This window comes from Variovorax boronicumulans NBRC 103145, from assembly GCF_001591345.1.
Classification (GTDB): Bacteria; Pseudomonadota; Gammaproteobacteria; order Burkholderiales; family Burkholderiaceae_C; genus Variovorax; species Variovorax boronicumulans.
In genome coordinates this window covers 20,535-40,917 of sequence record NZ_BCUS01000054.1, presented here as the reverse complement: position 1 = coordinate 40,917, position 20,383 = coordinate 20,535, and the positions used below count along the sequence as shown (strand labels likewise).

The 20,383-nt window shown below is 69.2% G+C and carries 22 protein-coding genes; 13 read left to right on the top strand and 9 right to left on the bottom strand.

Going from position 1 to position 20,383, the window contains the following annotated elements; genetic code table 11:
• Positions 1-631, bottom strand: a 631-nt coding sequence (locus tag VBO01S_RS16925) for an AraC-like ligand-binding domain-containing protein (RefSeq protein ID WP_502688668.1), incomplete at its 3' end; no start/stop codon positions are given.
• 128 nt (positions 632-759) lie between these two features.
• On the opposite strand from VBO01S_RS16925, the gene gnd reads away from it, so the two are divergent.
• Complete coding sequence (gnd, locus tag VBO01S_RS16920) at positions 760-2,181, top strand: decarboxylating NADP(+)-dependent phosphogluconate dehydrogenase (RefSeq protein ID WP_062476705.1); 1,422 nt, start codon at positions 760-762, stop codon at positions 2,179-2,181.
• Positions 2,182-2,197: 16 nt separating this feature from the next.
• Here gnd and VBO01S_RS16915 read toward each other — a convergent pair whose 3' ends face one another.
• A complete protein-coding gene (locus VBO01S_RS16915) occupies positions 2,198-2,707 on the bottom strand; it encodes a gluconokinase (RefSeq protein ID WP_255221134.1) in 510 nt (169 codons plus the stop codon).
• Positions 2,708-2,794: 87 nt separating this feature from the next.
• Positions 2,795-3,889, bottom strand: coding sequence for a PA0069 family radical SAM protein (locus VBO01S_RS16910; RefSeq protein ID WP_062476694.1), 1,095 nt, complete (start codon positions 3,887-3,889; stop codon positions 2,795-2,797).
• 134 nt (positions 3,890-4,023) lie between these two features.
• Between VBO01S_RS16910 and VBO01S_RS16905 the strand changes: the two genes are divergently transcribed.
• The 6 genes from VBO01S_RS16905 to VBO01S_RS16880 all read left to right on the top strand — a co-directional run bounded on the left by VBO01S_RS16905 (position 4,024) and on the right by VBO01S_RS16880 (position 8,160).
• A complete protein-coding gene (locus VBO01S_RS16905; protein ID WP_062476691.1) occupies positions 4,024-4,626 on the top strand; it encodes a GbsR/MarR family transcriptional regulator in 603 nt (200 codons plus the stop codon).
• Between the two features lie 69 nt (positions 4,627-4,695).
• A complete protein-coding gene (locus VBO01S_RS16900) occupies positions 4,696-5,127 on the top strand; it encodes a thiol-disulfide oxidoreductase DCC family protein (protein WP_062476688.1) in 432 nt (143 codons plus the stop codon).
• 50 nt (positions 5,128-5,177) lie between these two features.
• Entirely contained in the window at positions 5,178-6,119 is a 942-nt protein-coding gene (locus VBO01S_RS16895) for an SAM-dependent methyltransferase (protein WP_062476685.1), read from the top strand.
• A 31-nt stretch (positions 6,120-6,150) separates the two neighbouring features.
• Positions 6,151-7,191: an SRPBCC family protein gene (locus tag VBO01S_RS16890; protein WP_062476682.1), complete on the top strand. Its 1,041-nt coding sequence runs from the start codon at positions 6,151-6,153 to the stop codon at positions 7,189-7,191.
• Positions 7,188-7,805, top strand: coding sequence for a DUF4166 domain-containing protein (locus tag VBO01S_RS16885; RefSeq protein ID WP_062476679.1), 618 nt, complete (start codon positions 7,188-7,190; stop codon positions 7,803-7,805). The genes VBO01S_RS16890 and VBO01S_RS16885 overlap by 4 nt, the downstream gene beginning before the upstream one ends.
• Positions 7,806-7,812: 7 nt before the next feature.
• Positions 7,813-8,160: a DOPA 4,5-dioxygenase family protein gene (locus VBO01S_RS16880; RefSeq protein WP_062476676.1), complete on the top strand. Its 348-nt coding sequence runs from the start codon at positions 7,813-7,815 to the stop codon at positions 8,158-8,160.
• On the opposite strand, the gene VBO01S_RS16875 is transcribed toward VBO01S_RS16880, so the two are convergent.
• The 3 genes from VBO01S_RS16875 to VBO01S_RS16865 form a co-directional block, all read right to left on the bottom strand.
• The gene (locus VBO01S_RS16875) at positions 8,157-8,789 is read right to left on the bottom strand and encodes a phosphoribosyltransferase (RefSeq protein ID WP_062476672.1); all 633 of its coding nucleotides are present in this window, start codon (positions 8,787-8,789) and stop codon (positions 8,157-8,159) included. The genes VBO01S_RS16880 and VBO01S_RS16875 overlap by 4 nt on opposite strands.
• 83 nt (positions 8,790-8,872) lie before the next feature.
• Positions 8,873-10,207: a Rieske 2Fe-2S domain-containing protein gene (locus tag VBO01S_RS16870; RefSeq protein WP_062476670.1), complete on the bottom strand. Its 1,335-nt coding sequence runs from the start codon at positions 10,205-10,207 to the stop codon at positions 8,873-8,875.
• A gap of 25 nt (positions 10,208-10,232) precedes the next feature.
• Entirely contained in the window at positions 10,233-11,216 is a 984-nt protein-coding gene (locus VBO01S_RS16865) for a tripartite tricarboxylate transporter substrate binding protein (RefSeq protein WP_062476667.1), read from the bottom strand.
• Between the two features lie 115 nt (positions 11,217-11,331).
• Here VBO01S_RS16865 and VBO01S_RS16860 point away from each other — a divergent pair, with 115 nt between their 5' ends.
• Positions 11,332-12,159, top strand: a complete 828-nt coding sequence (locus tag VBO01S_RS16860) for a helix-turn-helix domain-containing protein (protein ID WP_062476664.1) — start codon at positions 11,332-11,334, stop codon at positions 12,157-12,159.
• Between the two features lie 10 nt (positions 12,160-12,169).
• On the opposite strand, the gene VBO01S_RS16855 is transcribed toward VBO01S_RS16860, so the two are convergent.
• On the bottom strand, positions 12,170-12,826 hold the full coding sequence (locus tag VBO01S_RS16855) for a glutathione S-transferase (RefSeq protein ID WP_062476661.1): 657 nt from the start codon (positions 12,824-12,826) through the stop codon (positions 12,170-12,172).
• Between the two features lie 80 nt (positions 12,827-12,906).
• On the opposite strand from VBO01S_RS16855, the gene VBO01S_RS16850 reads away from it, so the two are divergent.
• Together VBO01S_RS16850 and VBO01S_RS16845 are read left to right on the top strand one after the other, a co-directional pair.
• Positions 12,907-14,127: a polyhydroxyalkanoate depolymerase gene (locus tag VBO01S_RS16850; RefSeq protein WP_062476647.1), complete on the top strand. Its 1,221-nt coding sequence runs from the start codon at positions 12,907-12,909 to the stop codon at positions 14,125-14,127.
• Between the two features lie 406 nt (positions 14,128-14,533).
• Positions 14,534-15,232 (top strand): N-acetyltransferase, encoded by a 699-nt coding sequence (locus VBO01S_RS16845; RefSeq protein WP_370681200.1) that lies wholly within the window; start codon positions 14,534-14,536, stop codon positions 15,230-15,232.
• On the opposite strand, the gene VBO01S_RS16840 is transcribed toward VBO01S_RS16845, so the two are convergent.
• Entirely contained in the window at positions 15,229-16,131 is a 903-nt protein-coding gene (locus VBO01S_RS16840; protein ID WP_062476643.1) for a LysR family transcriptional regulator, read from the bottom strand. The genes VBO01S_RS16845 and VBO01S_RS16840 overlap by 4 nt on opposite strands.
• Before the next feature lie 85 nt (positions 16,132-16,216).
• Between VBO01S_RS16840 and VBO01S_RS16835 the strand changes: the two genes are divergently transcribed.
• Both VBO01S_RS16835 and VBO01S_RS16830 read left to right on the top strand, forming a co-directional pair.
• On the top strand, positions 16,217-17,329 hold the full coding sequence (locus VBO01S_RS16835; RefSeq protein ID WP_255221133.1) for an adenosine deaminase family protein: 1,113 nt from the start codon (positions 16,217-16,219) through the stop codon (positions 17,327-17,329).
• An 8-nt stretch (positions 17,330-17,337) separates the two neighbouring features.
• The gene (locus VBO01S_RS16830) at positions 17,338-18,321 is read left to right on the top strand and encodes a Bug family tripartite tricarboxylate transporter substrate binding protein (RefSeq protein ID WP_062476637.1); all 984 of its coding nucleotides are present in this window, start codon (positions 17,338-17,340) and stop codon (positions 18,319-18,321) included.
• A gap of 144 nt (positions 18,322-18,465) precedes the next feature.
• Here VBO01S_RS16830 and VBO01S_RS16825 read toward each other — a convergent pair whose 3' ends face one another.
• Complete coding sequence (locus tag VBO01S_RS16825; protein ID WP_062476634.1) at positions 18,466-18,924, bottom strand: CBS domain-containing protein; 459 nt, start codon at positions 18,922-18,924, stop codon at positions 18,466-18,468.
• Positions 18,925-19,072: 148 nt separating this feature from the next.
• On the opposite strand from VBO01S_RS16825, the gene VBO01S_RS16820 reads away from it, so the two are divergent.
• Positions 19,073-20,383, top strand: coding sequence for an O-acetylhomoserine aminocarboxypropyltransferase (locus tag VBO01S_RS16820; RefSeq protein ID WP_062476631.1), 1,311 nt, complete (start codon positions 19,073-19,075; stop codon positions 20,381-20,383).

Below are 20,383 nucleotides of genomic sequence, written 5' to 3'. Positions count from 1 at the left end.
CCCCACCGCCTCCCGGGCCGAGCGCCAGGGCCAGCAGGCCGCCGAGCTGGTCGGCCAGCAGCGCCGCCGGCAGCGGCGGCCTCAGGGCCACCTCGGGCGACAGCGCCTGCGCGAAGCCGCTGAGTGCCGCGCCCCAGCCGCTGTGGCCATCGATGCGGCGCGCCACGTGGTCGCCGGCGTCGGGCAGCCACGACTCGACCCACGCGGTCGGCAACTCGATCGACACCGTGTCGGCGGACTGCTGCAGGTGAAAGGCGTAGCAGCGCCGCGAATCGACCAGCACCGCGTCGCCGGGCAGCAGGCGGGCCGAGCGCTCTTCCTGCACCGCGACCCAGGGCGAGTCGGCCTTGCACAGCAGGTAGTAGAAGTTGTGGCGGCTGTGGGCGATGGCGCGGCGCGTGCGGTAGACGTCCTGCGCGCTGCCGCGCACCCGGTTCACGTGCAGCGGCCCGAGCGGCGCGGATTCGAGCGAGGCGCCGAAGCGGCCGGCCAGCGGGCTGGTCACGTCCATTTCGAGAAAGCCTTCGCAGACCGCGCCGATCCAGTAGTCCAGCCGCTGCGGCGGCGGCACGGTGTCGGTCGACCAGGTGTGGATCGCAGCAGGGGCTGCGGGCATGGCGGCGGAAGTCATCCCGCCAACATAGCCAGCCCGGGCCCGTTTGCCAAGCGGGTATAGACGCCCTCCGACGCCGCGCCGCGCAGGTGCCCGGCACAATGGCCCGCTTCATCCACCGCACACGCACGAAGGGCCCGGCACACATGAGCAAGCAAAGCGATTTCGGATTGATCGGCCTGGCCGTGATGGGACAGAACCTGGTGCTGAACGTGGAAAGCCGCGGCTTCCAGGTCAGCGTCTACAACCGCACCGAGGCCACCACCGAGGCCTTCCTTGCCGCCAACCCCGACAAGCAGCTGGTGGGCGCGAAGACGCTCGAGGAGTTCGTCCAGAGCCTGGCCAAGCCCCGCAAGATCCAGATCATGGTGAAGGCCGGTGCGCCGGTCGACCAGGTGATCGAGCAGCTCATTCCGCTGCTCGACAAAGATGACATCGTCATCGACGGCGGCAACAGCCTGTACACCGACACGGAACGGCGCGACGCCTACCTTGGAGCCAAGGGCCTGCGCTTCATCGGCGCGGGCGTGTCGGGCGGCGAGGAAGGCGCGCGCAAGGGGCCGTCGATCATGCCGGGCGGCCCGGCGTCGACCTGGGAGGTGATGAAGCCGATCTTCGAGAGCATCGCGGCCAAGGTGGACGGCGAGCCCTGCGTGATCCACATCGGCCCGGGCGGCGCGGGGCACTACGTGAAGATGGTGCACAACGGCATCGAGTACGGCGACATGCAGCTGATCTGCGAGGCCTACAGCCTGTTCAAGGCCGCCGGCTTCACGACCGACGAGATGGCCGCGATCTTCAACGAATGGAACGAGGGCGAGCTGCAGAGCTACCTGATCCAGATCACCGCCAAGGCGCTCGAGCAGAAAGACCCGGAAACGGGCCAGCCGGTGGTCGACCTCATCCTGGACAAGGCCGGCCAGAAAGGCACGGGCCAGTGGACGCTGCTGAACGCGGCCGAGAACGCGGTGGTCATCAGCACCATCAACGCCGCCGTCGAGGCGCGCGTGCTGTCGTCGCAGAAGAAGCAGCGCGTGGCGGCCAGCCAGCTGCTGCAGGGGCCGAAGATCGCACTGTCGCTGGAGAAAAAGGCGCTGGTGGCCAAGGTGCACGACGCGCTCTACGCCTCGAAGGTCATCAGCTACACGCAGGGCTTCGACCTGATCCAGACGATGGGCGAAAAGAAAGGCTGGCAGCTCGACCTGGGCGGCATCGCCTCGATCTGGCGCGGCGGCTGCATCATCCGCGCGCGCTTTCTGAACCGCATCACCGACGCCTTCCGCCGCGACCCGGCGCTGGGCAACCTGATGCTCGACCCGTTCTTTCAAGACCTGCTGAACCGCACGCAGCAGAACTGGCGCGAGGTGGTGGCGCTGGCGGTGAGCAACGGCATCCCGGTGCCGGCCTTCAGCGCCTCGCTGGCCTACTACGACAGCTACCGCACGGCGCGCCTGAGCGCGAACCTGCTGCAGGCGCAGCGCGATTTCTTCGGGGCGCACACGTACGAACGCGTGGACAAGCCCGAAGGCCAGTTCTTCCACACGGACTGGCCCGAAGTCATCGAGTAAGGAAGGCGCTCGCCCTTCAGCCGGCGTCGGCCAGCCAGTCGCGCACCACGCCGACCGACTGCGCCAGCGGCGTCGTCGCATCCACCGCCAGCACACCGACCTCCCCGACCGGCGATTCGAGGGTAGCGAACTGGTTGGCCACGAGGCTGGCCGGGAACATGTGCAGCCCGGCGCCCGCGCGCGCGGCCACGCGGCGCTCGGCTTCGGCGCGGTCGATCTGCATGAACACGAAGCGCAGGCCCGGCGCGGCGGCGCGCAACTGGTCGCGGTAGCTGCGCTTGAGCGCGGAGCAGGTCATGACGGCGCCCTGCGGCGCGTCGGCCAGGGCGCGGCCCAGCGTGGCCAGCCAGCCGGCGCGGTCGGCGTCGGTGAGCGCGATGCCGCGGCTCATCTTGTCGACGTTGGCGGGCGGATGGTGGTCGTCGCCCTCGATCAGCGGCAGCCCGAACGCCGTGGCCAGCGCCGCGCCCATGCTGGACTTGCCGCAGCCCGAAACCCCCATCACCACGAGCCAGACCCTGTTCATGCGCGCCCTTGACCTTGTTTGAAGCAGCCGATGCCGAATGCGTGCCGAAGCCGGCACGGCCACGAATCTACCGCGTCGGCGCGATGTTCAGAACAGGCTGCCCTGCCCCACGGCGCCGGGCGGGCGAAAGGCCCCGGTGTCCAGCGCGATCCGCTCGCGGTTGAAGCCCAGCCGGTGGGTCGCCTTCTGGAAGCGCTGGTGGATCAGGTCGGCCCACAGGCCGCTGCCCTTCATGCGCGTGGCGAAGTCGGCGTCGTAGTCCTTGCCGCCGCGCATCTCGTGGATGCGCGCCATGACGCGCTCGGCGCGCTGCGGGTAGTGCAGCTCGAGCCATTCCTTGAAGAGCGGCGCCACCTCCCACGGCAGGCGCACCACGGTGTAGAAGGCGCTGCGCGCGCCGGCCTCCCAGGCGGCTTCGAGCACCTGTTCCATGTCTTCGGTGATGAACGGAATCTGCGGCGCCACGCTCACCCCCACCGGCACGCCGGCCTCGGCCAGGGTGCGGATGGTGCGCAGCCGCCGGTGCGGCGCGGCGGCGCGCGGCTCGAGCTTGCGCGCCAGTTCGCCGTCGAGCGTGGTGATCGTGACGTACACGGCCGCGAGCCGGTCGGCCGCCATGGGCGCGATCAGGTCGAGGTCGCGCTCGACCGCACTCGACTTGGTAATGAGCGCGAACGGATGGCGCACTTCGCTCAGCAGCTCGATCACGCCGCGCGTGAGCCGCAGCTCGCGCTCGATGGGCTGGTAGCAGTCGGTCGCGGTGCCGATGGCGAGGTTGCTGGGTCGGTAGCCCTTGCGCCCGAGTTCGGCGCGCAGCACCTCGACGAGGTTGCGCTTGGCGATGAGCTTGGTCTCGAAGTCGAGGCCGGGCGAGAGGTTCAGGTAGCTGTGCGTGGGCCGCGCAAAGCAATAGATGCAGCCGTGCTCGCAGCCGCGGTACGGGTTGAGCGAACGGTCGAACGGGATGTCGGGTGACTCGTTGCTGCTGAGCACCGACTTCACGTCCTCGAAGCGCACCTCGGTGGCCAACGGCAGCAGTTCGGCGGCTTCGGCCTCGCCCTCTTCCAGCGTGCCCCAGCCGTCGTCGAAGGCGTTGCGCTCGTCTTTGGAGAACCGGTGCGCGAGCCGCGTGGCCGCGCCTCGGCCCTTGATGATGTGGATGGGAACCTGGGCGGCGGGCATGGCGAGTCCTTGGAAGGAAACAGGAAACAAGGCAAACAACTGTTTATTCATACAGTATTTCACTTTTGCGGCCGCCGCGCAGCGTTTTTTGTTTCTGTCTTGACAGAAATTCAGGAATTCCTAAACTCGACGCCATGGAACTCACCGACATTCAACGCAAGTTCGTCCTGCACTGGGGCGAGATGGGCTCCATGTGGGGCGTGAACCGCACGGTCTCGCAGATCCACGCCCTGCTCTTCGCGCACGGCAAGCCGATGCACGCCGAAGAGCTGTCGGAAACGCTGGGCGTGGCCCGCTCCAACGTCAGCAACAGCCTGAAGGAACTGCAGGCCTGGAATCTCGTGCGCGTCACCCACACGCTGGGCGACCGGCGCGACTACTTCGAGACCAGCGTCGACGTGTGGGAGCTGTTCCGCACCGTGGTGCGCGAGCGCAAGGAGCGCGAGTTCGACCCCACCATCCGCGTGTTGCGCGAGATCGTCGCCAGCCCCGATTTCCAGAAGGAGCCGCCCGATGCGCAAGACCGCATCCGCTCCACCATGGACCTCATGACCAAGCTCGCCACCTGGGCCGACGAAATGCTGCGGCTGTCGCCCGGCACGCTCGACAAGGTGCTGACACTCGGCGCCAGCGTGCAGAAGTTCGTGCGTGGCGACAGCGCACCGCCCCCCGCCCCTCCTGGCGCGGGCAAGGGCGACGACCCCGACGCGCACCACGCCAGCCTGCCCATGATCTGAGAAAGGCCGCGTCCTTTTTTTTGCCTTCTTATTTCTGTTTTGACTGAAATATCGAGAACCAAAAGCACCATGACCCGCTTCGCCCCCGCCACCTACCCGCTCACCGTCTATTTCGACGCCACCTGCCCGCTGTGCACGGCCGAGATGGGCGCCATGCAGGCGCGCGACAGCGCGAAGCGGCTGCGCTTGGTCGACTGCTCGCCCGTCGGTTTCGCGGACGGCCCGGCGCCGCGCGAGGCGCTGATGCGTTCGCTGCACGCGGTCGATGCCGCAGGCCGGCTGCGCGTGGGCGTGGATGCGATCCGCGCCTGCCGCGCGGCGGTGGGCCTGCCGGCCGGCGGCGCGGTGCTCGACCTGCCGGTGGTCGGCCGGCTGGCCGACCGCGCTTACGCGGTGCTGGCGCGCAACCGCTACCGGCTGCCGCGCTGGCTGGTCCTGCGGCTTGCGGGGCACGGTGCGATCGCGCCGGCCACTTGTGCCGACGACCACTGCAAGCTCTGAAAAAAACCACGCTGTCACACCCCACCCGCTCACGTCCGAAGGAGTTTTCGATGCCCGACGTCTTCCAGCCCGACTTCCGCCTGCCCGGCACCGCGCGGCCTGCGCCGCCTGCCGTCGAAGGCCACGTGAGCCGCGAGGACACGCAGGACTATTTCACCGAGGTCGCCGACGACTACCGCGCCTGGAGCCCCAGCTACAACATGCACTTCGGCTTCTGGCGCCTGGGCCTGAACCCGCTGCGGCGCGAGGGCATGCTGATCGAGATGAACCGCACCGTCGGCCGCGCGCTGCGGCTCGACACGGCCACCACCGGCCCGCGCTGCGTGCTCGACCTGGGCTGCGGCGCCGGCGCCACCTCGCGCACGCTGGTCGGCGACGACCCCGCGCTGCATGCGGTCACCGTGACCAACGTGCCGGTGCAGAACGGCATCGCCGCGCGGCTCGACGCCCGCGCCGGCGTGGCCGACCGCGTCGCGCACGTCGAGGCCGACTACACCCGCACCGGCCTGCCCGCCGCCCAGGCCGACGGGGCCTGGGCGCTCGAAAGCGCCTGTTATGCCGAGGGCACCGCCAAGGCCGACTTCGTGCGCGAGGCCGCGCGGCTGCTCAAGCCCGGCGCGCGGCTGGTGGTGGTCGACGGCTTCCTGCTGCGCCGCCGGCCGGGCCGGCTCGCGGGCTGGCTGCACCGCCTGTGGGCCGACAGCTGGGCCGTGCCCACGCTGGCGGTGCGCGACGACTTCACGGCCGCGCTGCGCGCGCACGGCTTCGAGGACATCGCGTTCACCTCGCTGCGCTGGCGCGTGGCACCAAGCGCGCTGCACATCCCCGTGCTGGCCACCCGCTTCACGCTGGCCGAACTGTGGAAGGCGCGCGGCAAGCTCAGCCCCTGGCGCCGCAAGCACATCGTGGCCAGCTACTGCGCGCTCGCGCTGGGCATGTTCTGGCGCGACTTCGACTACGCCATGGTGACGGCCCGGCGCAGCGCCAGCTGAGACTGCACAAAAAAGAGGAGAAGAGATTTCCATGCGCACCGAGCCCGAAGAAAGCAAACTCGCCGACCTGCCTGCCAACGATGACGTGCCGGCCCCCAAGCCCGTGCGCGGCATGCCCTTCGGCTGGTTCTGGCCCATGTTCGCCGGCGCGGCGCTGGCGCTCGTGCTGCGCCTCGTCTTCAGCGGCGGCCCCGGCCAGCCCTTCTCGGCCATGCTGGGCTCCTTCGTCTATTTCGCGCCCGCGGCGTGCGGCGCGGTCACGGTGTACCTGGCCGAGCGCATCGAACGGCGCAGCTGGGGCTACTACCTCTGGGCGCCGTGGGTGGCCACCGCGCTGTTCGTGGGCGGCACGCTGATGGTCTTCATCGAGGGCATCATCTGCGCCGCCTTCATCGTGCCGCTGTTCGCGGTGATGGGCAGTGTCGGCGGACTGGCCATGGGCATCGTGTGCCGCATCACCAACTGGCCGAAGCCCGCGCTGTACAGCGTCGCCCTGGTGCCGCTGCTGCTCGGCGGCATCGAGCCGCAATGGCCCAACCCCGACCAGTTCTCGAACACCTCGCGCACGCTCTTCATCGCGGCGCCGGCCGAGCGCGTATGGCACGAGCTCAACGCCGCGCGCGACATCCGCCCCAGCGAAGTCGGCGACGCGTGGGCCTACCGCGTCGGCGTGCCGATGCCGATGTCGGGCGTGACCGTCGACACGCCCGAGGGCCGCGTGCGCCAGGTGCAGTGGCAGAAGAACGTGCATTTCGAAGAGGTCGTCACCGAGTGGCAGCCCGATCGCCTGCTGAAGTGGCGCTTTCGCTTCACGCCCGACTCCTTCCCCGCCGGTGCGCTCGACGACCACGTGATGATCGGCGGCCAGTACTTCGACCTGCGCGACGCCACCTACACCCTGACCCCGCGCGACGGCGGCACCGAACTGCGCGTCGCGGTGTCGTGGCGGCTGAGCACGCGCTTCAACTGGTATGCGGACCCGGTCATGCAGTTCCTGCTGGGCGACGCTTCCGAGAACATCCTGCGCTTCTACAAGGCGCGCAGCGAAGCCACCCAGGCGGTGGCGGGATGAGCGTGCCCCCTGTCTTCCAGCAGGCGCTCGGCCCCGCATGGAACCAGCTCGGTGACGTGATTCGCCGCCACTACACGATGGCGCCGTTCTCCGACGATTACGTCTGCGTGCGCGGCACGATGAGCGAGGTCTGGCACGCCCCGTGGGCCGCGCTGCTGATGCCCTTCGGCCGGCTGTTCGGCGCGCTGGTTCCGCACCAGGGTACCCAGGTGCCGATCGAGGTGCACTACCGCTGCCGCCCCGACAACGCCCACCTCTACTGGGACCGCGTCTTCCACTTTCCGAACAGGCCGCCTTTTCATTTCCGCTCGCACATGGAACACGACGCGGCGCAAGGCAGCGAGGTGATCGAATACGTGCGCTTCGGCATCGGCATGCGCCTGGCGGTGAGCGCGGAAGACGGCGCGCTCGTGTTCCGCGACCGGGGCTACATCTGGCGCCTCGCGGGGCTGCGCATTCCGCTGCCGCTGGGCCTCTTGCTCGGCACAGCCTACGTCGAGGAACGGCCCGATCCGTCCGACCCCGACCACTTCACGATGAAGATGCTGCTGCGCCACCGCTGGTTCGGCGATGTGTTTCGCTACAGCGGACGCTTCCGCCTCGGTTCACAATGAGCCCACCATGCCGCGCCGCCCTGAAAACCTCTACGCCCAGTACCACGCCCACATCTACTTCGCCCCCGCCACGCTGGCGCAGGCGCGCGAGCTCAGCGAGTGCGCCGGCCGCGAGCTGATGGTGGTGGTGGGCCGGGTGCACGAACGCCTCGTCGGTCCGCACCCGCACTGGAGCTGCCAGCTGGCCTTCGACGCCGCCGAGTTCGACGAAGTCATCGGCTGGCTCGACGCCAACCGCAACGGCCTCGACATCTTCGTGCACGGCGTGACCGGCGACGACTTCGCGGACCACACGGCCCATGCGATGTGGCTGGGCGAAGAGAGCGCGCTCGATCTGCGGATGTTCAGGCGCTAGGCCTGCGCCAGCAGCGTGCAGACCTCCTCATCCGTCGTCTGCGAGAAGTCTTCATACCAGGCACCGACCGCGCGAAACACCGTCGGGCAGCGCACGCACAGCACGTCGTCGGCTTCGCGCTGCAAGGCCTCGCAGGCCTCGGGCGACGCCACGGGCACGGCGGCGATGACGGTGCCGGCGCTCTGCCGCCGCAGCCCGCGAACGGCCGCGCGCATGGTGGCACCGGTGGCGAGCCCGTCGTCGATCACAAGCACCGTGCGACCTTGCACCTCGAACGCAGAGCGATCGCCGCGATAGACCTGCGTGCGGCGTGCCAACTCGGCGAGTTCGGCACGGACCACGGCATCGATCTCCGAAGGCCGCAGGTCCAGCGTGCGCACCAGGTGTTCGTCGATCTCGGGCACGCCGTCGCCCGCGAGCGCGCCGAAGGCGTACTCGGGTTGTTCGGGCAGGCCCAGCTTGCGGACCACCAGCACATCGAGCGGCAGCCGCAGCGCGCGGGCCACCTCGAAGGCCACCGGCACGCCGCCGCGCGGCAGCGCCAGCACCACGGCGTCCGCAAAACCGCCGCGCCGCTGCAGCAACGCAGCGAGCTGGCGGCCGGCGTGTGTGCGATCACGAAACTTCACGGCGTGTGCTCCCGACACGGGATGTTCACACGCTGTTCGCGTCGAGGCGAGCCCCGACGCAAAGACCCGGATCGCGGCGTGCGTTACGCGGCTTCCTGCGTTTCCACCTCGGTGTCCGCCCCACCGCCGTGCACCTTGAAGAACTGCGCCCCTTCGACCTTCTGCCCGATGGCCTGCTCATACGCCGCGCGCACATCGTCGGGCTGCCCGGCCTGCCCGAAGAAGTCCTTCAGGTACGGCCCCAGCAGCGGATGCGCGGCCAGCTCCTCGCGCGGCAGGCCGTGCAGCATCTCGTCGCGGCAGGCCGAGGGCAGGAACACGTCGCGGTTCTTCTCGGGGTCGCGGATCAGGCCCTTGGGCTCGTGCGACGGGTCGGCCTGCATCGACTCGAGTTCTTCGAAGAAGCGCCGGCGCATCATCACGATGCCCTTGTCGCTCTGGCCGAGCTTCTCGCGCGTGCGGTCGGTGACAGTGCCCTGCCCGACCCACACCACGAAGTCCTGGTTGGCGACATGGCTGGTGATCCAGCGGCCCGTGGCCGGGTCCTTGATGGGGCCGTACCACGAGGGAATGCGTTCTTGCACATACGGCTCCTGCTCGGTCGGCACGCGGCTGAGCACCCACAGCACGCTCAGCGTGTGGTGGTCGTCGATGGGCACGCGCCATTCGAAGTGGTGGCCCAGGAAGAAGCCGTTGGGCCACAGCGTGACGCGGCCGGTGGTCCACATCACGTTGTCTTCGCGCTCGCCGCCGCGCAGGCGCTTGTAGACGAAACCGTGCTCGAACTCCTCGAAGGCGAGCTTGAGGTGCGTGGGCACGTAAGGGCCTTCGTCGCCCTGCAGGCGCGTGGTCCAATTGTTGTGCGTCCACTCGAAGTGCACGGGGTCGATGGAGTTCTCCTGGCACTGGAACCAGTTGCAGGGAATCTCGGCGAACACGGCCTGCGCGAAACCGTTCTTGCAGTTGAAGAGCTCCCAGTCGGGCAGCAGCGGCGCGGGCTGCGGGCCCATGTAGGCCCACAGCAGGCCGGCCTTTTCCTGCACGGGGTAGGCCTTGATCTTCGTGTTCCTGCGCATGCGCGCGTCGGGGTCCAGCGTTTCTTCGAACGGCTGGTGGATGCACTGGCCGCTGGTGTCGTACTGCCAGCCGTGGTAGCTGCAGCGCAGGCCGCACTTCTCGACGTAGCCGTACGACATGTCGGCGTTGCGGTGCGGGCAGCGGCGGTCGACGAGGCCGTAGTTGCCGCTCAGGTCCTTGTAGAGCACGAGGTCCTCGCCGAGGATGCGCAGCGGCTTCACGGCCTTGTCGTCGAACTCGCTGGCACCGGCGATCGGGTGCCAGTAGCGGCGCAGGTAGTCGCCCATGGGCTTGCCCGGACCCACTTCGGTCAGCAGGCGGTTCTTTTCTTCGCTCAACATGCATCGTCTCCTTGGGTGTCGGGGGTCAATCGGCGCGGATGCCGAACTCGCGCACCAGCTTGCCGAAGCGCTGGTCGTCGTCAGCGATCTGGCGGGCCAGCACGGCCGGCTCGCCGCCCACGGGCTCGATGCCCAACGCGGCCATGCGGGCCTGCACGTCGGGCATCTTCAGGATCTCGTTGACGTGGCGGTTGAGCGTCTGCACGACCTCGACCGGCAGGGCCTTCGGGCCGAGCAGGCCCATCCAGGCGCTCACGTCCATGTCGCGGTAGCCCAGCTCCAGGAAAGTGGGCACGTTGGGCATGAGCTTCGTGCGCTGGCGCTCGGCCACGGCCAGCGGCACCAGCTTGCCGGCGGCGATGTGGCCCGCCACCGCGCCGGGCGTGATCCAGCCCACGCTCACGTGGCCGCCCAGCGTGTCGTTGACCACCGGCGCCACGCCGCGGTACGGCGCATGCGCAATGGCCACGCCGGCGTCCTTGTTGAAGAGTTCGCCCGCGATGTGCATCGGCGAGCCCGCGCCCGGCGTGCCGTAGGTGAAGGCCTTGCCGGCCTTGGCACCGGCCACCAGCTGCGCCACGGTCTGGATGCCGCTCGTGGGCGCCGTGACCATCAGCACCGGGATGTTGCCGGTCTTGACGATGGGGGTGAAGTCTTTCACCACGTCGTGCGCCACGCCGGGGCCGGCCTTGAGCACGTGCTGCGCGATGGGGAAGGTGCTGGGCGTGAAGAGCAGCGTGTAGCCGTCGGCCGGCGCCTTCGCGACCCAGGCGTTGCCGATCATGCCGCTCGCGCCGGGGCGGTTGTCGACCAGCACCGGCTGGCCCAGGCGCTGCGCGAGCTTCTCGGCGTAGGTGCGCGCGATGGCGTCGGTGTCGCCGCCGGCCGGGTAGGCGACGACCAGCGTGACCGGCTTCGCGGGCCACGATTGCGCCAGCGCCGCTGTCGCGGCGCACAGCAAAAGAATGGCTCCTGCAGCGGCACGGAGCATGTTTCGTTGGTGGAACATCTTGCGTTTTCCTTCTCGGTGGGACGACGTGGGGGTGTCGTCGGACTGTAGGAATCGCGCCGCGCGGCCAGAAGATATAGTTTCACTGAGTGAACCTTTTTTCTTCGGAGGCGGCATGTCGGATACCAGCGGCGCGCACAGCGTGAAGTCGATCGATGCCCTGCGCCGCGGGCTCGACGTGATGCTGGCCATCCAGCGTTCGTCGGCCGTCACGCTGCAGGAGCTGCACCGGCAGACCGGCCTGTCGAAAGCCACGCTGCTGCGCATCCTGAAGACGCTGCAGCAGGCCGGCTGGGTGGAACGCAACGAGCTGGAGAAACGCTACGTGCCCACCTCGGCCACCGGCCAGTCAGGGGCTGCAGCCGCGTGGCGCACGCGGCTCACGGCGTTGGCCGCATCGCCGCGCGCCACGCTGCAGCGGCTGGTGCCGTGGCCCATCGACCTCGGCGTGCGAGACGGCACGGCGATGCTGATCCTCGACACCGACCGCCCGCGCAACGGCCTCGCCGTGAACTACCGCGCGCTGGGCTTTCGTCCGCCGATGCTGCTCTCGTCGCTGGGGCGCTGCTACCTTGCGTTCTGCCCCGAGGATGAACGGCGAGAAATCGTTGCCGCACTGGCGCGCTCACCCAACGATTTCGACCGCGGCGCGCGGCGCCCCGACAGCATCCGCCGCATGGTGGCGCATGCGCGCGACCAGGGCTACGCAGCGCGCGACCCCACCTCCACCAGCCTCGATTCGCCCGACCGCTTCGGCGCGGTGTCGGTGCCGGTGCGGCTGGGCGAGCAGGTGGTGGGTTGCCTCAGTTGCGCGTGGCTGCCGGCGGTGAAGAGCGAGCGAGAGATCGTGACGGCACACCTGGGCGACCTGCAGCAGGCCGCGCAGAGCATCGAGCGCCGGCTGCGGCAGGACGGCCTCGGCCTGCCGCCTGCGAGCGCGTGAAGAAGCAGCGTCAGAACTCCGCGTCGAGCTCGTCGATCTCGTCGGGCTCCTGCAGCGCGGCGGCCACCCATTCCTTCATGGCGGGCAGCTCCATCACGCGCTTGCAGTACGCGGCGCACACGCTGTCGAGCGCCACGTCGTAGCTCAGGAAGCGCGTGACCACGGGCGCGTACATCGCGTCGGCCATGCCGGGCTGCTTGCCGAACAGGAAGGGGCCGCCGTAGGCCTTCAGGCACTCGCGCCAGATGGCGACGATGCGGTCGATGTCGCCCTGCGCGCGCGACCACACCTTGAAGTTCTTGAAGCGGGCCTTGATGTTCATCGGCAGCGCGCCGCGCATCGAGGCGAAGCCCGAGTGCATCTCGCCGCAGATGGCACGGCAGTGCGCACGCGCCGCGGCGTCGGCGGGCAGCAGGCCGGCCTTGGGCTTGATCTCGTTCAGGTACTCGCCGATGGCCAGCGTGTCCCACACCTTGATGCCGCCATGCTGCAGCGAAGGCACCAGCATCGACGACGACAGCAACAGCATCTCGGCCTTCATGGCCGGGTCGTCGGGCGGGATGACCTTCTCGCTGAAGTCCAGCCCCGCGAGCCTGCACATCAGCCAGCCGCGCAGCGCCCAGGCGCCGTAGTTCTTGCTGCTGATCGTGAGAACGGGTTTGGCCATCGCGACACTCCTTGGACGATGCGGGGTGTGTGCAAGCGCCGTGCCACACGGTTGGCCCGCAACTTGCCTGCAGCGGGGGCATGCTGTACCGCGCTTACCAGAACCAGGCCGACCTGCTCTCGCCATGGCGGCTCACCGCGCAGTACCTGGGCCGCGCCCTCTGGCAGGACGGCACCGAGCGCACCGCGCTGCGGCGCATGGCCGCGCGCTGCGAGGTCTTCTCGCGCATGCGGCTCACCCACACGCGGCCGGCCTACGGCATCGACAGCGTGGTGGTGGACGGCACCGACGTGCCCGTGCACGAAGAGGTCGCGCTGGTCTCGCCTTTCGGGACGCTGTTGCACTTTCGCAAGGCACACACCGAAGCGGTGCACCCGCGCGTGCTGCTGGTCGCACCACTGTCGGGCCATTTCGCCACGCTGCTGCGCGAAACCGTGCGCACCTTGCTGCGCGACCACGACGTGTACCTGACCGACTGGCACAACGCGCGCGACGTGCCGCTGTGGCAGGGCCGCTTCGGGCTGGACGACTACACGCTGCAGCTGATGCGTTTCGTCGAGGCCGTGGGCCCGGGCGCGCACATGGTCGCCGTGTGCCAGCCCTGCGTGGCCGCGCTCGCCGCGACCGCGCTCATGGCGGAAGACGACCACCCGGCCACGCCGCGCAGCCTCACGCTGATGGCGGGGCCGGTCGATTGCCGCATCAACCCGACCGCCGTGAACAAGCTCGCGACCGACCGGCCCATCGACTGGTTCCGCCGCAACCTCATCAGCCATGTGCCGTGGCCGCATGCGGGCGCGATGCGGCGCGTGTACCCGGGCTTCCTGCAGCTCACGGCCTTCATGAGCATGAACCCCGAGCGCCACAAGAAGCAGTTCGAGGACATGGAGCGCCTGCTGGTCGAAGGCGAACTCGACAAGGCCCGCACCATCGCCGAGTTCTACGACGAGTACCTGGCGGTGAACGACCTGCCGGCCGAGTTCTACCTGGAGACCGTCGAGCGCGTGTTCCAGACCTACGACCTGCCGCGCGGCGTGCTCACCGTGGCCGGGCGCACCGTGAACCCCGCGGCCATCCGGCGCACCGCGCTGCTCACGGTGGAAGGCGAGCGCGACGACATCTGCGCGGTCGGCCAGACCGTGGCCGCACAAGACCTGTGCAGCAGCATCCGCCCGTACCTCAAGACGCACCACCTGCAGGCCGGCGTAGGGCACTACGGCGTGTTCAGCGGCAGCAAATGGAACACGCAGATCTACCCGCGCGTGCGCGAGACGATCCACGCGGCCGACGAACTGCACTGAGCGCAACCCGCGTTCAATCTGGCAGAGACCGCGGGGGCTTTGGTTGCCCGAACACCCCCGGCTTCCTACAATCGACCCTATGAACGTCATGGTTTTCATCCCCGGTTTCGATCGCGCGGCGGCCTCTGCGGCCCCGGGCGACGCGCGCGTGCGCGCACCCGCGGCGATGACGGCGAGGTCGCAGCAGACCCTCGCACATCCCTGAGCCCGGCGGTCAGCCTCCTTTTCTCTTCAGCGCACATCGACCGTCGGGCACCCGCCCCGCGCGGTCGCGCGTCCTGGCCCTGATCGGCCCGGGCGACGCACCACTTCCCCCAGCGTCCGACCTTCTTCCCGCCTCCGGCCCTACGCCGCGCGGAAGGACCTCGCCCGCTTCGCCGTCGTGTTTCGTCGTGAGGATTTCCCCGTGGTGGCTCTTGCCTGCTCCCCTTCCGTTCCTTTTTCGCCTTCGCCTGCCCTGCCACCCTGGCCCGCCTGGCTGTCGTTCGACGCGCTGCGCCGCCGCTTCTTGAGCCCGGCCGAGCTGCGCATCGACGTCGATCCGAAGAAGGGCCGCCCGAGCGAGCCGCTGACACCGGTGTACGAGCGCATGCGCGCGATGGGCGACCGGGTGCAGGACCTGCCCGCGCTGCGCCTGGACGACCCCGACCTGCGCGCGCGCTTTCGCGAGGCCGACGGCGAGACCTACGTGTACATCGAAGACGTGCGCCACCAGCGGCTGGTCGGCTACACCGTGTTCAACCGCCTGATCGAGCTCGACCGCCGCGCCGACCGCCACATCCGCGCGCCGCATTCGCAGTACGACCCCGCCTACCAGCGGCGCGGGCTGGCCACGGCCGTGTACCGCTGGGCACTGGGCAGCGGCATGTGCCTGATGAGCGGCGCGCGCCAGTCGCCGGGCGCGCACGCGCTGTGGCTGCGCCTGGGGCGCGACTACACGACGGGCTTTGTCGACCTGCGCGAGAAACGGCTGAGCTACCTGGGCGACGAAGTGGACAGCGACACGCTGTCGCAGTTGCACACGCGCATGTTCATGCTCGGCGAAGGCTGGACGCTGGAGCGCTTCGGCAGCGAAACGCGCATGGCGATGCTGGAGGCTGCCTAGGCCTGCGGCAACCGCTCGCGCAGGAACCCGATGAGCTCCTGCGCCGCCACGTTGCGCATCGGCCCCGGCAGGTAGGCCAGCACCACGCGCCGCTCGATGCGCGGCGCCGACAGCGGCACCACGGCCAGCTCGGGGTCTCGCAGCGACGACGTGTACAGCCGCGGCATCAGCCCCAGCGCCTGCCCGCTGCGCACCAGCGCGTAGAGCGTTTCGGAATAGCTCACGCGGTACGGCTGCGCGCCCTGCGCGAACTGCGCGCGCGCCGGGTCGCCCAGCGCCGGCATGCTGCCGCTTTCGAACAGCACGAGGCGCTCGCTGCCGATGGCCTCCCAGCGCGCCTCGCCGGCCGCCGCCAGCGCGTGATCGCTGCGCACCACCAGCACCAGTGGATCGCGGAACAGGTCGATGCATGCCAGGCCGCCGGGCGGTTCGGTGATCGCGGCCACGGCCATGTCGAGCTGGCCGCTGCGCAGCTCGGCCAGCAGCACCGTGGAGGGCGCGTCGCGCCAGGCCAGCTCCACCTCGCCGCGCTGCTGCAGGAAACCGGCCGCCGCCGCCGCGACGCGCGCGCTGGCCGAGGGGATCACGCCCACGCGCACGTAGGCCCGGCCGCGCTGCACCGTGCTTTCGATGTCGCGCAGCGCCACCTCGAAGGTGTGGACCAGGAAGTCGGTGCGCGCCAGCACCTCGGCGCCGACGGGCGTGAGTTCGAGCCGGTGGGTGGAGCGGGTCAGCAGCTCGGCGCCGAGCAGCTTTTCCATCTGCTTGATCGCGTTGCTCAGCGCGGGCTGGGTGATGGCGAGCCGGCGCGCCGCGCGGCCGAAGTGCCCTTCCTCGACCAGCACCGAGAAACACTGCAACTGGCGCAGCGTGAGCGCACGCAGGGGCAAGGCGGCCATGGGCGTCCTGGTTATCTATTCAATGAATCAAATTATAGAAATTCAAAATTTTCCTTATGAGCACGCACTGCCTAGACTGCGCCGCATGACCCTTGCCGCGCCTGCGCCCGCCGCCGCTCCTTTAACGCTCGAAGCGATGCTGCGCGCGATTCCGAAGGTGGAGCTGCACTGCCACCTCTTCGGCACCGTGCGCCACGACACCTTCCGCCAACTCAACCGGCGCGCCGGCGCGCCGCTGGCCGACGCGGAAATCGACGGCTTCTACACGCGCGGCGAAAAGCCCGTGGGCGTGCTGCGCGTGCTGCGCGCACTCGACGCCCAGCTGGTGCGCAGCGCCGACGACCTGTACCAGCTCACGCTCGAATACCTGCAGGACGCGGCCTCGCACCAGGTGCGCTACGCCGAGTTCTTCTGGAACCCGACCGGCACGGTGCACGGCTCGGGCATTGCCTACCCGCTCGCGCAGGGCGCCATCGTCCGCGCGATCCACGATGCGCAGCAGGCGTTCGGCATCACCGGACGGCTCATCGCCGCCATCGACCGCGAGGCCAGCGCCGAGGCGGCGGTGGAGATGGTCGAGTGGGTCCAGTCCCACCGCTGCGACGAGGTGATCGGCATCGGCATCGACTACCGCGAGAACGACCGGCCGCCCGAGCTGTTCGCGCGGGCGTATGCCGATGCGAAGAAGGCCGGCCTGAAGACCACCGCGCACGCCGGCGAGTTCGGCATGCCCTGGACCAACGTGCGCACCGCGCTCGAGCTGCTGCAGGTCGACCGCATCGACCATGGCTACACGGTGGTCGACCAGCCCGACTTCGCGCGCCAGTGCGCCGAGCTCGGTGTGATCTTCACCGTGGTGCCGACCAACTCCTACTACCTGCGCACGCTGCCGCCCGAGCGCTGGGCGCTGGACCATCCGATCCGCCGCATGCCCGGCCTGGGCCTGCGCATCCATCCGAACACCGACGACCCGACGCTGCACCAGGTCACGCCCACGGGCGCCTGGCTGATGATGGTGCGCGACTTCGGCTTCGGCCTGGACGACCTGCGCGGCTTCATGCACAACGGCCTGGATGGCGCGTGGATCGACGACACGCAGCGCCGCCAGTGGCGCGCCGAATGGAGCGTCGACTTCGACGCGCTGCGCGCCCGCCTGCCCTGCGAACCCACGCCTTCCGCCACTCCCTTCCCCGGATGAACCCCGCCATGACCACGAACCGCCGCCTGATCCTCGCCGCCGCAGCGCTTTGCGCCGCCCTGCCCACCGGTGCCCTCGCGCAGCCCGCCTGGCCCGCCGCCAAGCCCCTCACGCTGATCGTGCCCTTCACGGCCGGCGGCAGCGTGGACGTCAACGCCCGCCTCGTGGCGCAGCGCCTGGGCGAGCGGCTCAAGCAGTCGGTGGTGATCGAGAACGTGAGCGGCGCGGGCGGCGCCATCGGCGTGGCCAAGGCCGTGAGCGCGGCGCCCGACGGCTACACGCTGGTGGTCGGCCCCGACAGCGCCATCGCCATCGGCCGGCTGGTCAACCCTTCAGCCTTCCGCTTCGATCCGCTGAAAGACCTGGCGCCCGTCGGCCTGCTCAATACCGCGCCGATGGTGCTGGTGGCGCGCCCCGGCCTGGACGTGCGCAGCTACGCCGACTTTGTGAAGCTCGCCAAGGCCCAGCCGGGCCACTACAACTACGCCACCTCCGGCGTGGGCACCGTGCTGCAGCTGGCGATGGAACTGCTCAAGGAGCGCAGCGGCATCTTCGTGACGCACGTGCCCTACCGCGGCGGTGCGCAGATCGCCACCGACGTGATCGGCGACCAAGTCGACCTCGCGATGCTGGTGAGCACCAGCGCCATCCCGCATGTGAACGGCAAGCGCCTGAAGGCCCTGGGCATCACCGGCAGCCAGCGCCTGCCGGCGCTCGCGCAGGTGCCCACCTTCAACGAGATGCCCGGCCTCAAGGGCTACGACATGGTGAGCTGGACCGGCATCTTCGCGCCCGCGAAAACGCCGCCGGCCGTGGTGGCGCGGCTCAACCAGGAACTGAATGCGGTGCTGCAGGAGGAAGGCGTGCGCGCCAAGCTGGCGGAGCAAGGCGCATTGCCGGGCAGCGGAACGCCGGAGGCGTTCGGGAAGTTCGTGCAGGCCGAGTACGCACGCAATCAAAAGATCGTGCAGACCGCCAACATCAAGGAGTAAGAAGCTCGCCCCCAGGCTGCGCGCACTTCGTGTCGCTTCGCCAACCCCCTACCGGGGGCAACACCTGAGGCCCGGCAAAGCCGGTTCCTCGGTGTTCGCTTGAAGGGGCCGACGGCGAGTCGGTCAGTGGCTGGCTGAAAAGGCTCAGCCGGCCTTTTCGTTGCTCTCGTCTTCCGGCCAGTCGCGGATGTAGGCCTTGAGCATCTTGTTCTCGAAGTTCTGCGCGTCGACCACGGCCTTGGCCACGTCGTAGAAGCTGATCACGCCCATGAGCATGCGCTTGTCCATCACGGGCATGTAGCGCGCGTGACGCTCCAGCATGATGCGGCGGATTTCGTCGAGGTCGGTTTCGAGCGTGCAGGTGACGGGCGCGTCGTCCATGGCCTTGCGCACCAGCGTGGTCCCGACCTGGCCGCCGTTGTTGACGACCGCCACGATCACTTCACGGAAGGTGAGCATGCCGACCAGGTCGCCGTGCTCCATGACCACCAGCGAACCGATGTCCTTGTCCGCCATGGTCTTGGCGGCTTCCGCCAGCGGGTCGTCGGGCGTGGTGGTGAAGAGCGTGTTGCCCTTGACGCGAAGAATGTCGCTGACTTTCATGGTGGTGCTCCTCTCGGGGATTCGTCGTTCTCGGCGTCGTGCCGATTTGAATATAGCCCACAATCGACGCCGACCCGAACGCCCCTGTCGCCTGTGCAAGCATTGCCGGCGTCACGGGGCATTGCGAAGAGACAACAGAAAGGCCTTCATGCCCGGTTATTCCGACCCCGGTTTCGACACCCTCGCGCTGCACGCCGGCGCCGCCCCCGACCCCACCACCGGTGCGCGGGCCGTTCCCATCCACCTGACGACCTCTTTCGTCTTCGAATCCAGCGACCACGCGGCCGCGCTGTTCAACCTGGAACGCGCCGGCCACGTCTACTCGCGCATCAGCAACCCGACCAACGCGGTGCTGGAGCAGCGCGTGTCGGCGCTCGAAGGCGGCATCGGCGCCATCGCCACGGCCAGCGGCCAGGCGGCGCTGCACCTGTCGGTGGCCACGCTGATGGGCGCGGGCTCGCACATCGTGGCCAGCACGGCGCTGTACGGCGGCTCGCAGAACCTGCTGCACTACACGATGCGCCGCTTCGGCATCGAGACCACCTTCGTGAAGCCCGGCGACCTCGACGCCTGGCGCGCCGCGGTGCGCCCCGAGACCAAGCTCTTCTTCGGCGAAACCGTGGGCAACCCGGGCCTGGACGTGCTCGACATCCCCGCCGTGAGCGACATCGCCCACGAAGCCGGCGTGCCGCTGCTGGTCGACTCCACGCTCACCTCGCCCTACCTCATCAAGCCCTTCGACTGGGGCGCCGACCTGGTCTACCACTCGGCCACCAAGTTCCTGTCGGGCCACGGCACCGTGATCGGCGGCGTGGTGGTCGACGGCGGCAGCTTCGACTGGGAGAAGTCGGGCAAGTTCGCCGAGCTCACGCAGGCCTACGACGGCTTCCACAACATGGTCTTCAGCGAGGAAAGCACCGTCGGCGCCTTCCTGCTGCGCGCGCGCCGCGAAGGCCTGCGCGACTTCGGCGCCTCGATGAGCCCGCACACGGCGTGGCTGATCCTGCAGGGCATCGAGACGCTGCCGCTGCGCATGGAGCGCCACATCGACAACACGCAGAAGGTGGTCGAGTTCCTGGCCAGCCATCCGTTCGTGTCGCGCGTGGGACATCCGCTGATCGAGTCGCACCCAAGCCATGCGCTCGCGCAGAAGCTGCTGCGCCACGGCGCGCGCGGCGCGGGCGCCGTGTTCAGCTTCGACATCAAGGGCAGCCGCGCGCAGGGCAAGGCCTTCATCGAGGCGCTCAAGCTGTTCAGCCACCTGGCCAACGTGGGCGACTGCCGCAGCCTGGTGATCCATCCGGCCAGCACCACGCACTTCCGCATGACCGACGAGGCACTGGCGGGCGCGGGCATCTCGCAGGGCACGATCCGCCTGTCGATCGGCCTGGAAGACCCGGCCGACCTGATCGACGACCTCAAGCGCGCGCTGAAGGCCGCGGAAAAGGCGGGTGCCTGA

Bases quoted from the DNA above. Each gene is read 5' to 3' on its own strand.
- gnd (WP_062476705.1), top strand. From the start codon at position 760: ATGAGCAAGCAAAGCGATTTCGGATTGATCGGCCTGGCCGTGATGGGA.
- VBO01S_RS16915 (WP_255221134.1), bottom strand. From the start codon at position 2,707: ATGAACAGGGTCTGGCTCGTGGTGATGGGGGTTTCGGGCTGCGGCAAG.
- VBO01S_RS16910 (WP_062476694.1), bottom strand. From the start codon at position 3,889: ATGCCCGCCGCCCAGGTTCCCATCCACATCATCAAGGGCCGAGGCGCG.
- VBO01S_RS16905 (WP_062476691.1), top strand. From the start codon at position 4,024: ATGGAACTCACCGACATTCAACGCAAGTTCGTCCTGCACTGGGGCGAG.
- VBO01S_RS16900 (WP_062476688.1), top strand. From the start codon at position 4,696: ATGACCCGCTTCGCCCCCGCCACCTACCCGCTCACCGTCTATTTCGAC.
- VBO01S_RS16895 (WP_062476685.1), top strand. From the start codon at position 5,178: ATGCCCGACGTCTTCCAGCCCGACTTCCGCCTGCCCGGCACCGCGCGG.
- VBO01S_RS16890 (WP_062476682.1), top strand. From the start codon at position 6,151: ATGCGCACCGAGCCCGAAGAAAGCAAACTCGCCGACCTGCCTGCCAAC.
- VBO01S_RS16885 (WP_062476679.1), top strand. From the start codon at position 7,188: ATGAGCGTGCCCCCTGTCTTCCAGCAGGCGCTCGGCCCCGCATGGAAC.
- VBO01S_RS16880 (WP_062476676.1), top strand. From the start codon at position 7,813: ATGCCGCGCCGCCCTGAAAACCTCTACGCCCAGTACCACGCCCACATC.
- VBO01S_RS16870 (WP_062476670.1), bottom strand. From the start codon at position 10,207: ATGTTGAGCGAAGAAAAGAACCGCCTGCTGACCGAAGTGGGTCCGGGC.
- VBO01S_RS16865 (WP_062476667.1), bottom strand. From the start codon at position 11,216: ATGTTCCACCAACGAAACATGCTCCGTGCCGCTGCAGGAGCCATTCTT.
- VBO01S_RS16860 (WP_062476664.1), top strand. From the start codon at position 11,332: ATGTCGGATACCAGCGGCGCGCACAGCGTGAAGTCGATCGATGCCCTG.
- VBO01S_RS16855 (WP_062476661.1), bottom strand. From the start codon at position 12,826: ATGGCCAAACCCGTTCTCACGATCAGCAGCAAGAACTACGGCGCCTGG.
- VBO01S_RS16850 (WP_062476647.1), top strand. From the start codon at position 12,907: ATGCTGTACCGCGCTTACCAGAACCAGGCCGACCTGCTCTCGCCATGG.
- VBO01S_RS16840 (WP_062476643.1), bottom strand. From the start codon at position 16,131: ATGGCCGCCTTGCCCCTGCGTGCGCTCACGCTGCGCCAGTTGCAGTGT.
- VBO01S_RS16835 (WP_255221133.1), top strand. From the start codon at position 16,217: ATGACCCTTGCCGCGCCTGCGCCCGCCGCCGCTCCTTTAACGCTCGAA.
- VBO01S_RS16830 (WP_062476637.1), top strand. From the start codon at position 17,338: ATGACCACGAACCGCCGCCTGATCCTCGCCGCCGCAGCGCTTTGCGCC.
- VBO01S_RS16825 (WP_062476634.1), bottom strand. From the start codon at position 18,924: ATGAAAGTCAGCGACATTCTTCGCGTCAAGGGCAACACGCTCTTCACC.
- VBO01S_RS16820 (WP_062476631.1), top strand. From the start codon at position 19,073: ATGCCCGGTTATTCCGACCCCGGTTTCGACACCCTCGCGCTGCACGCC.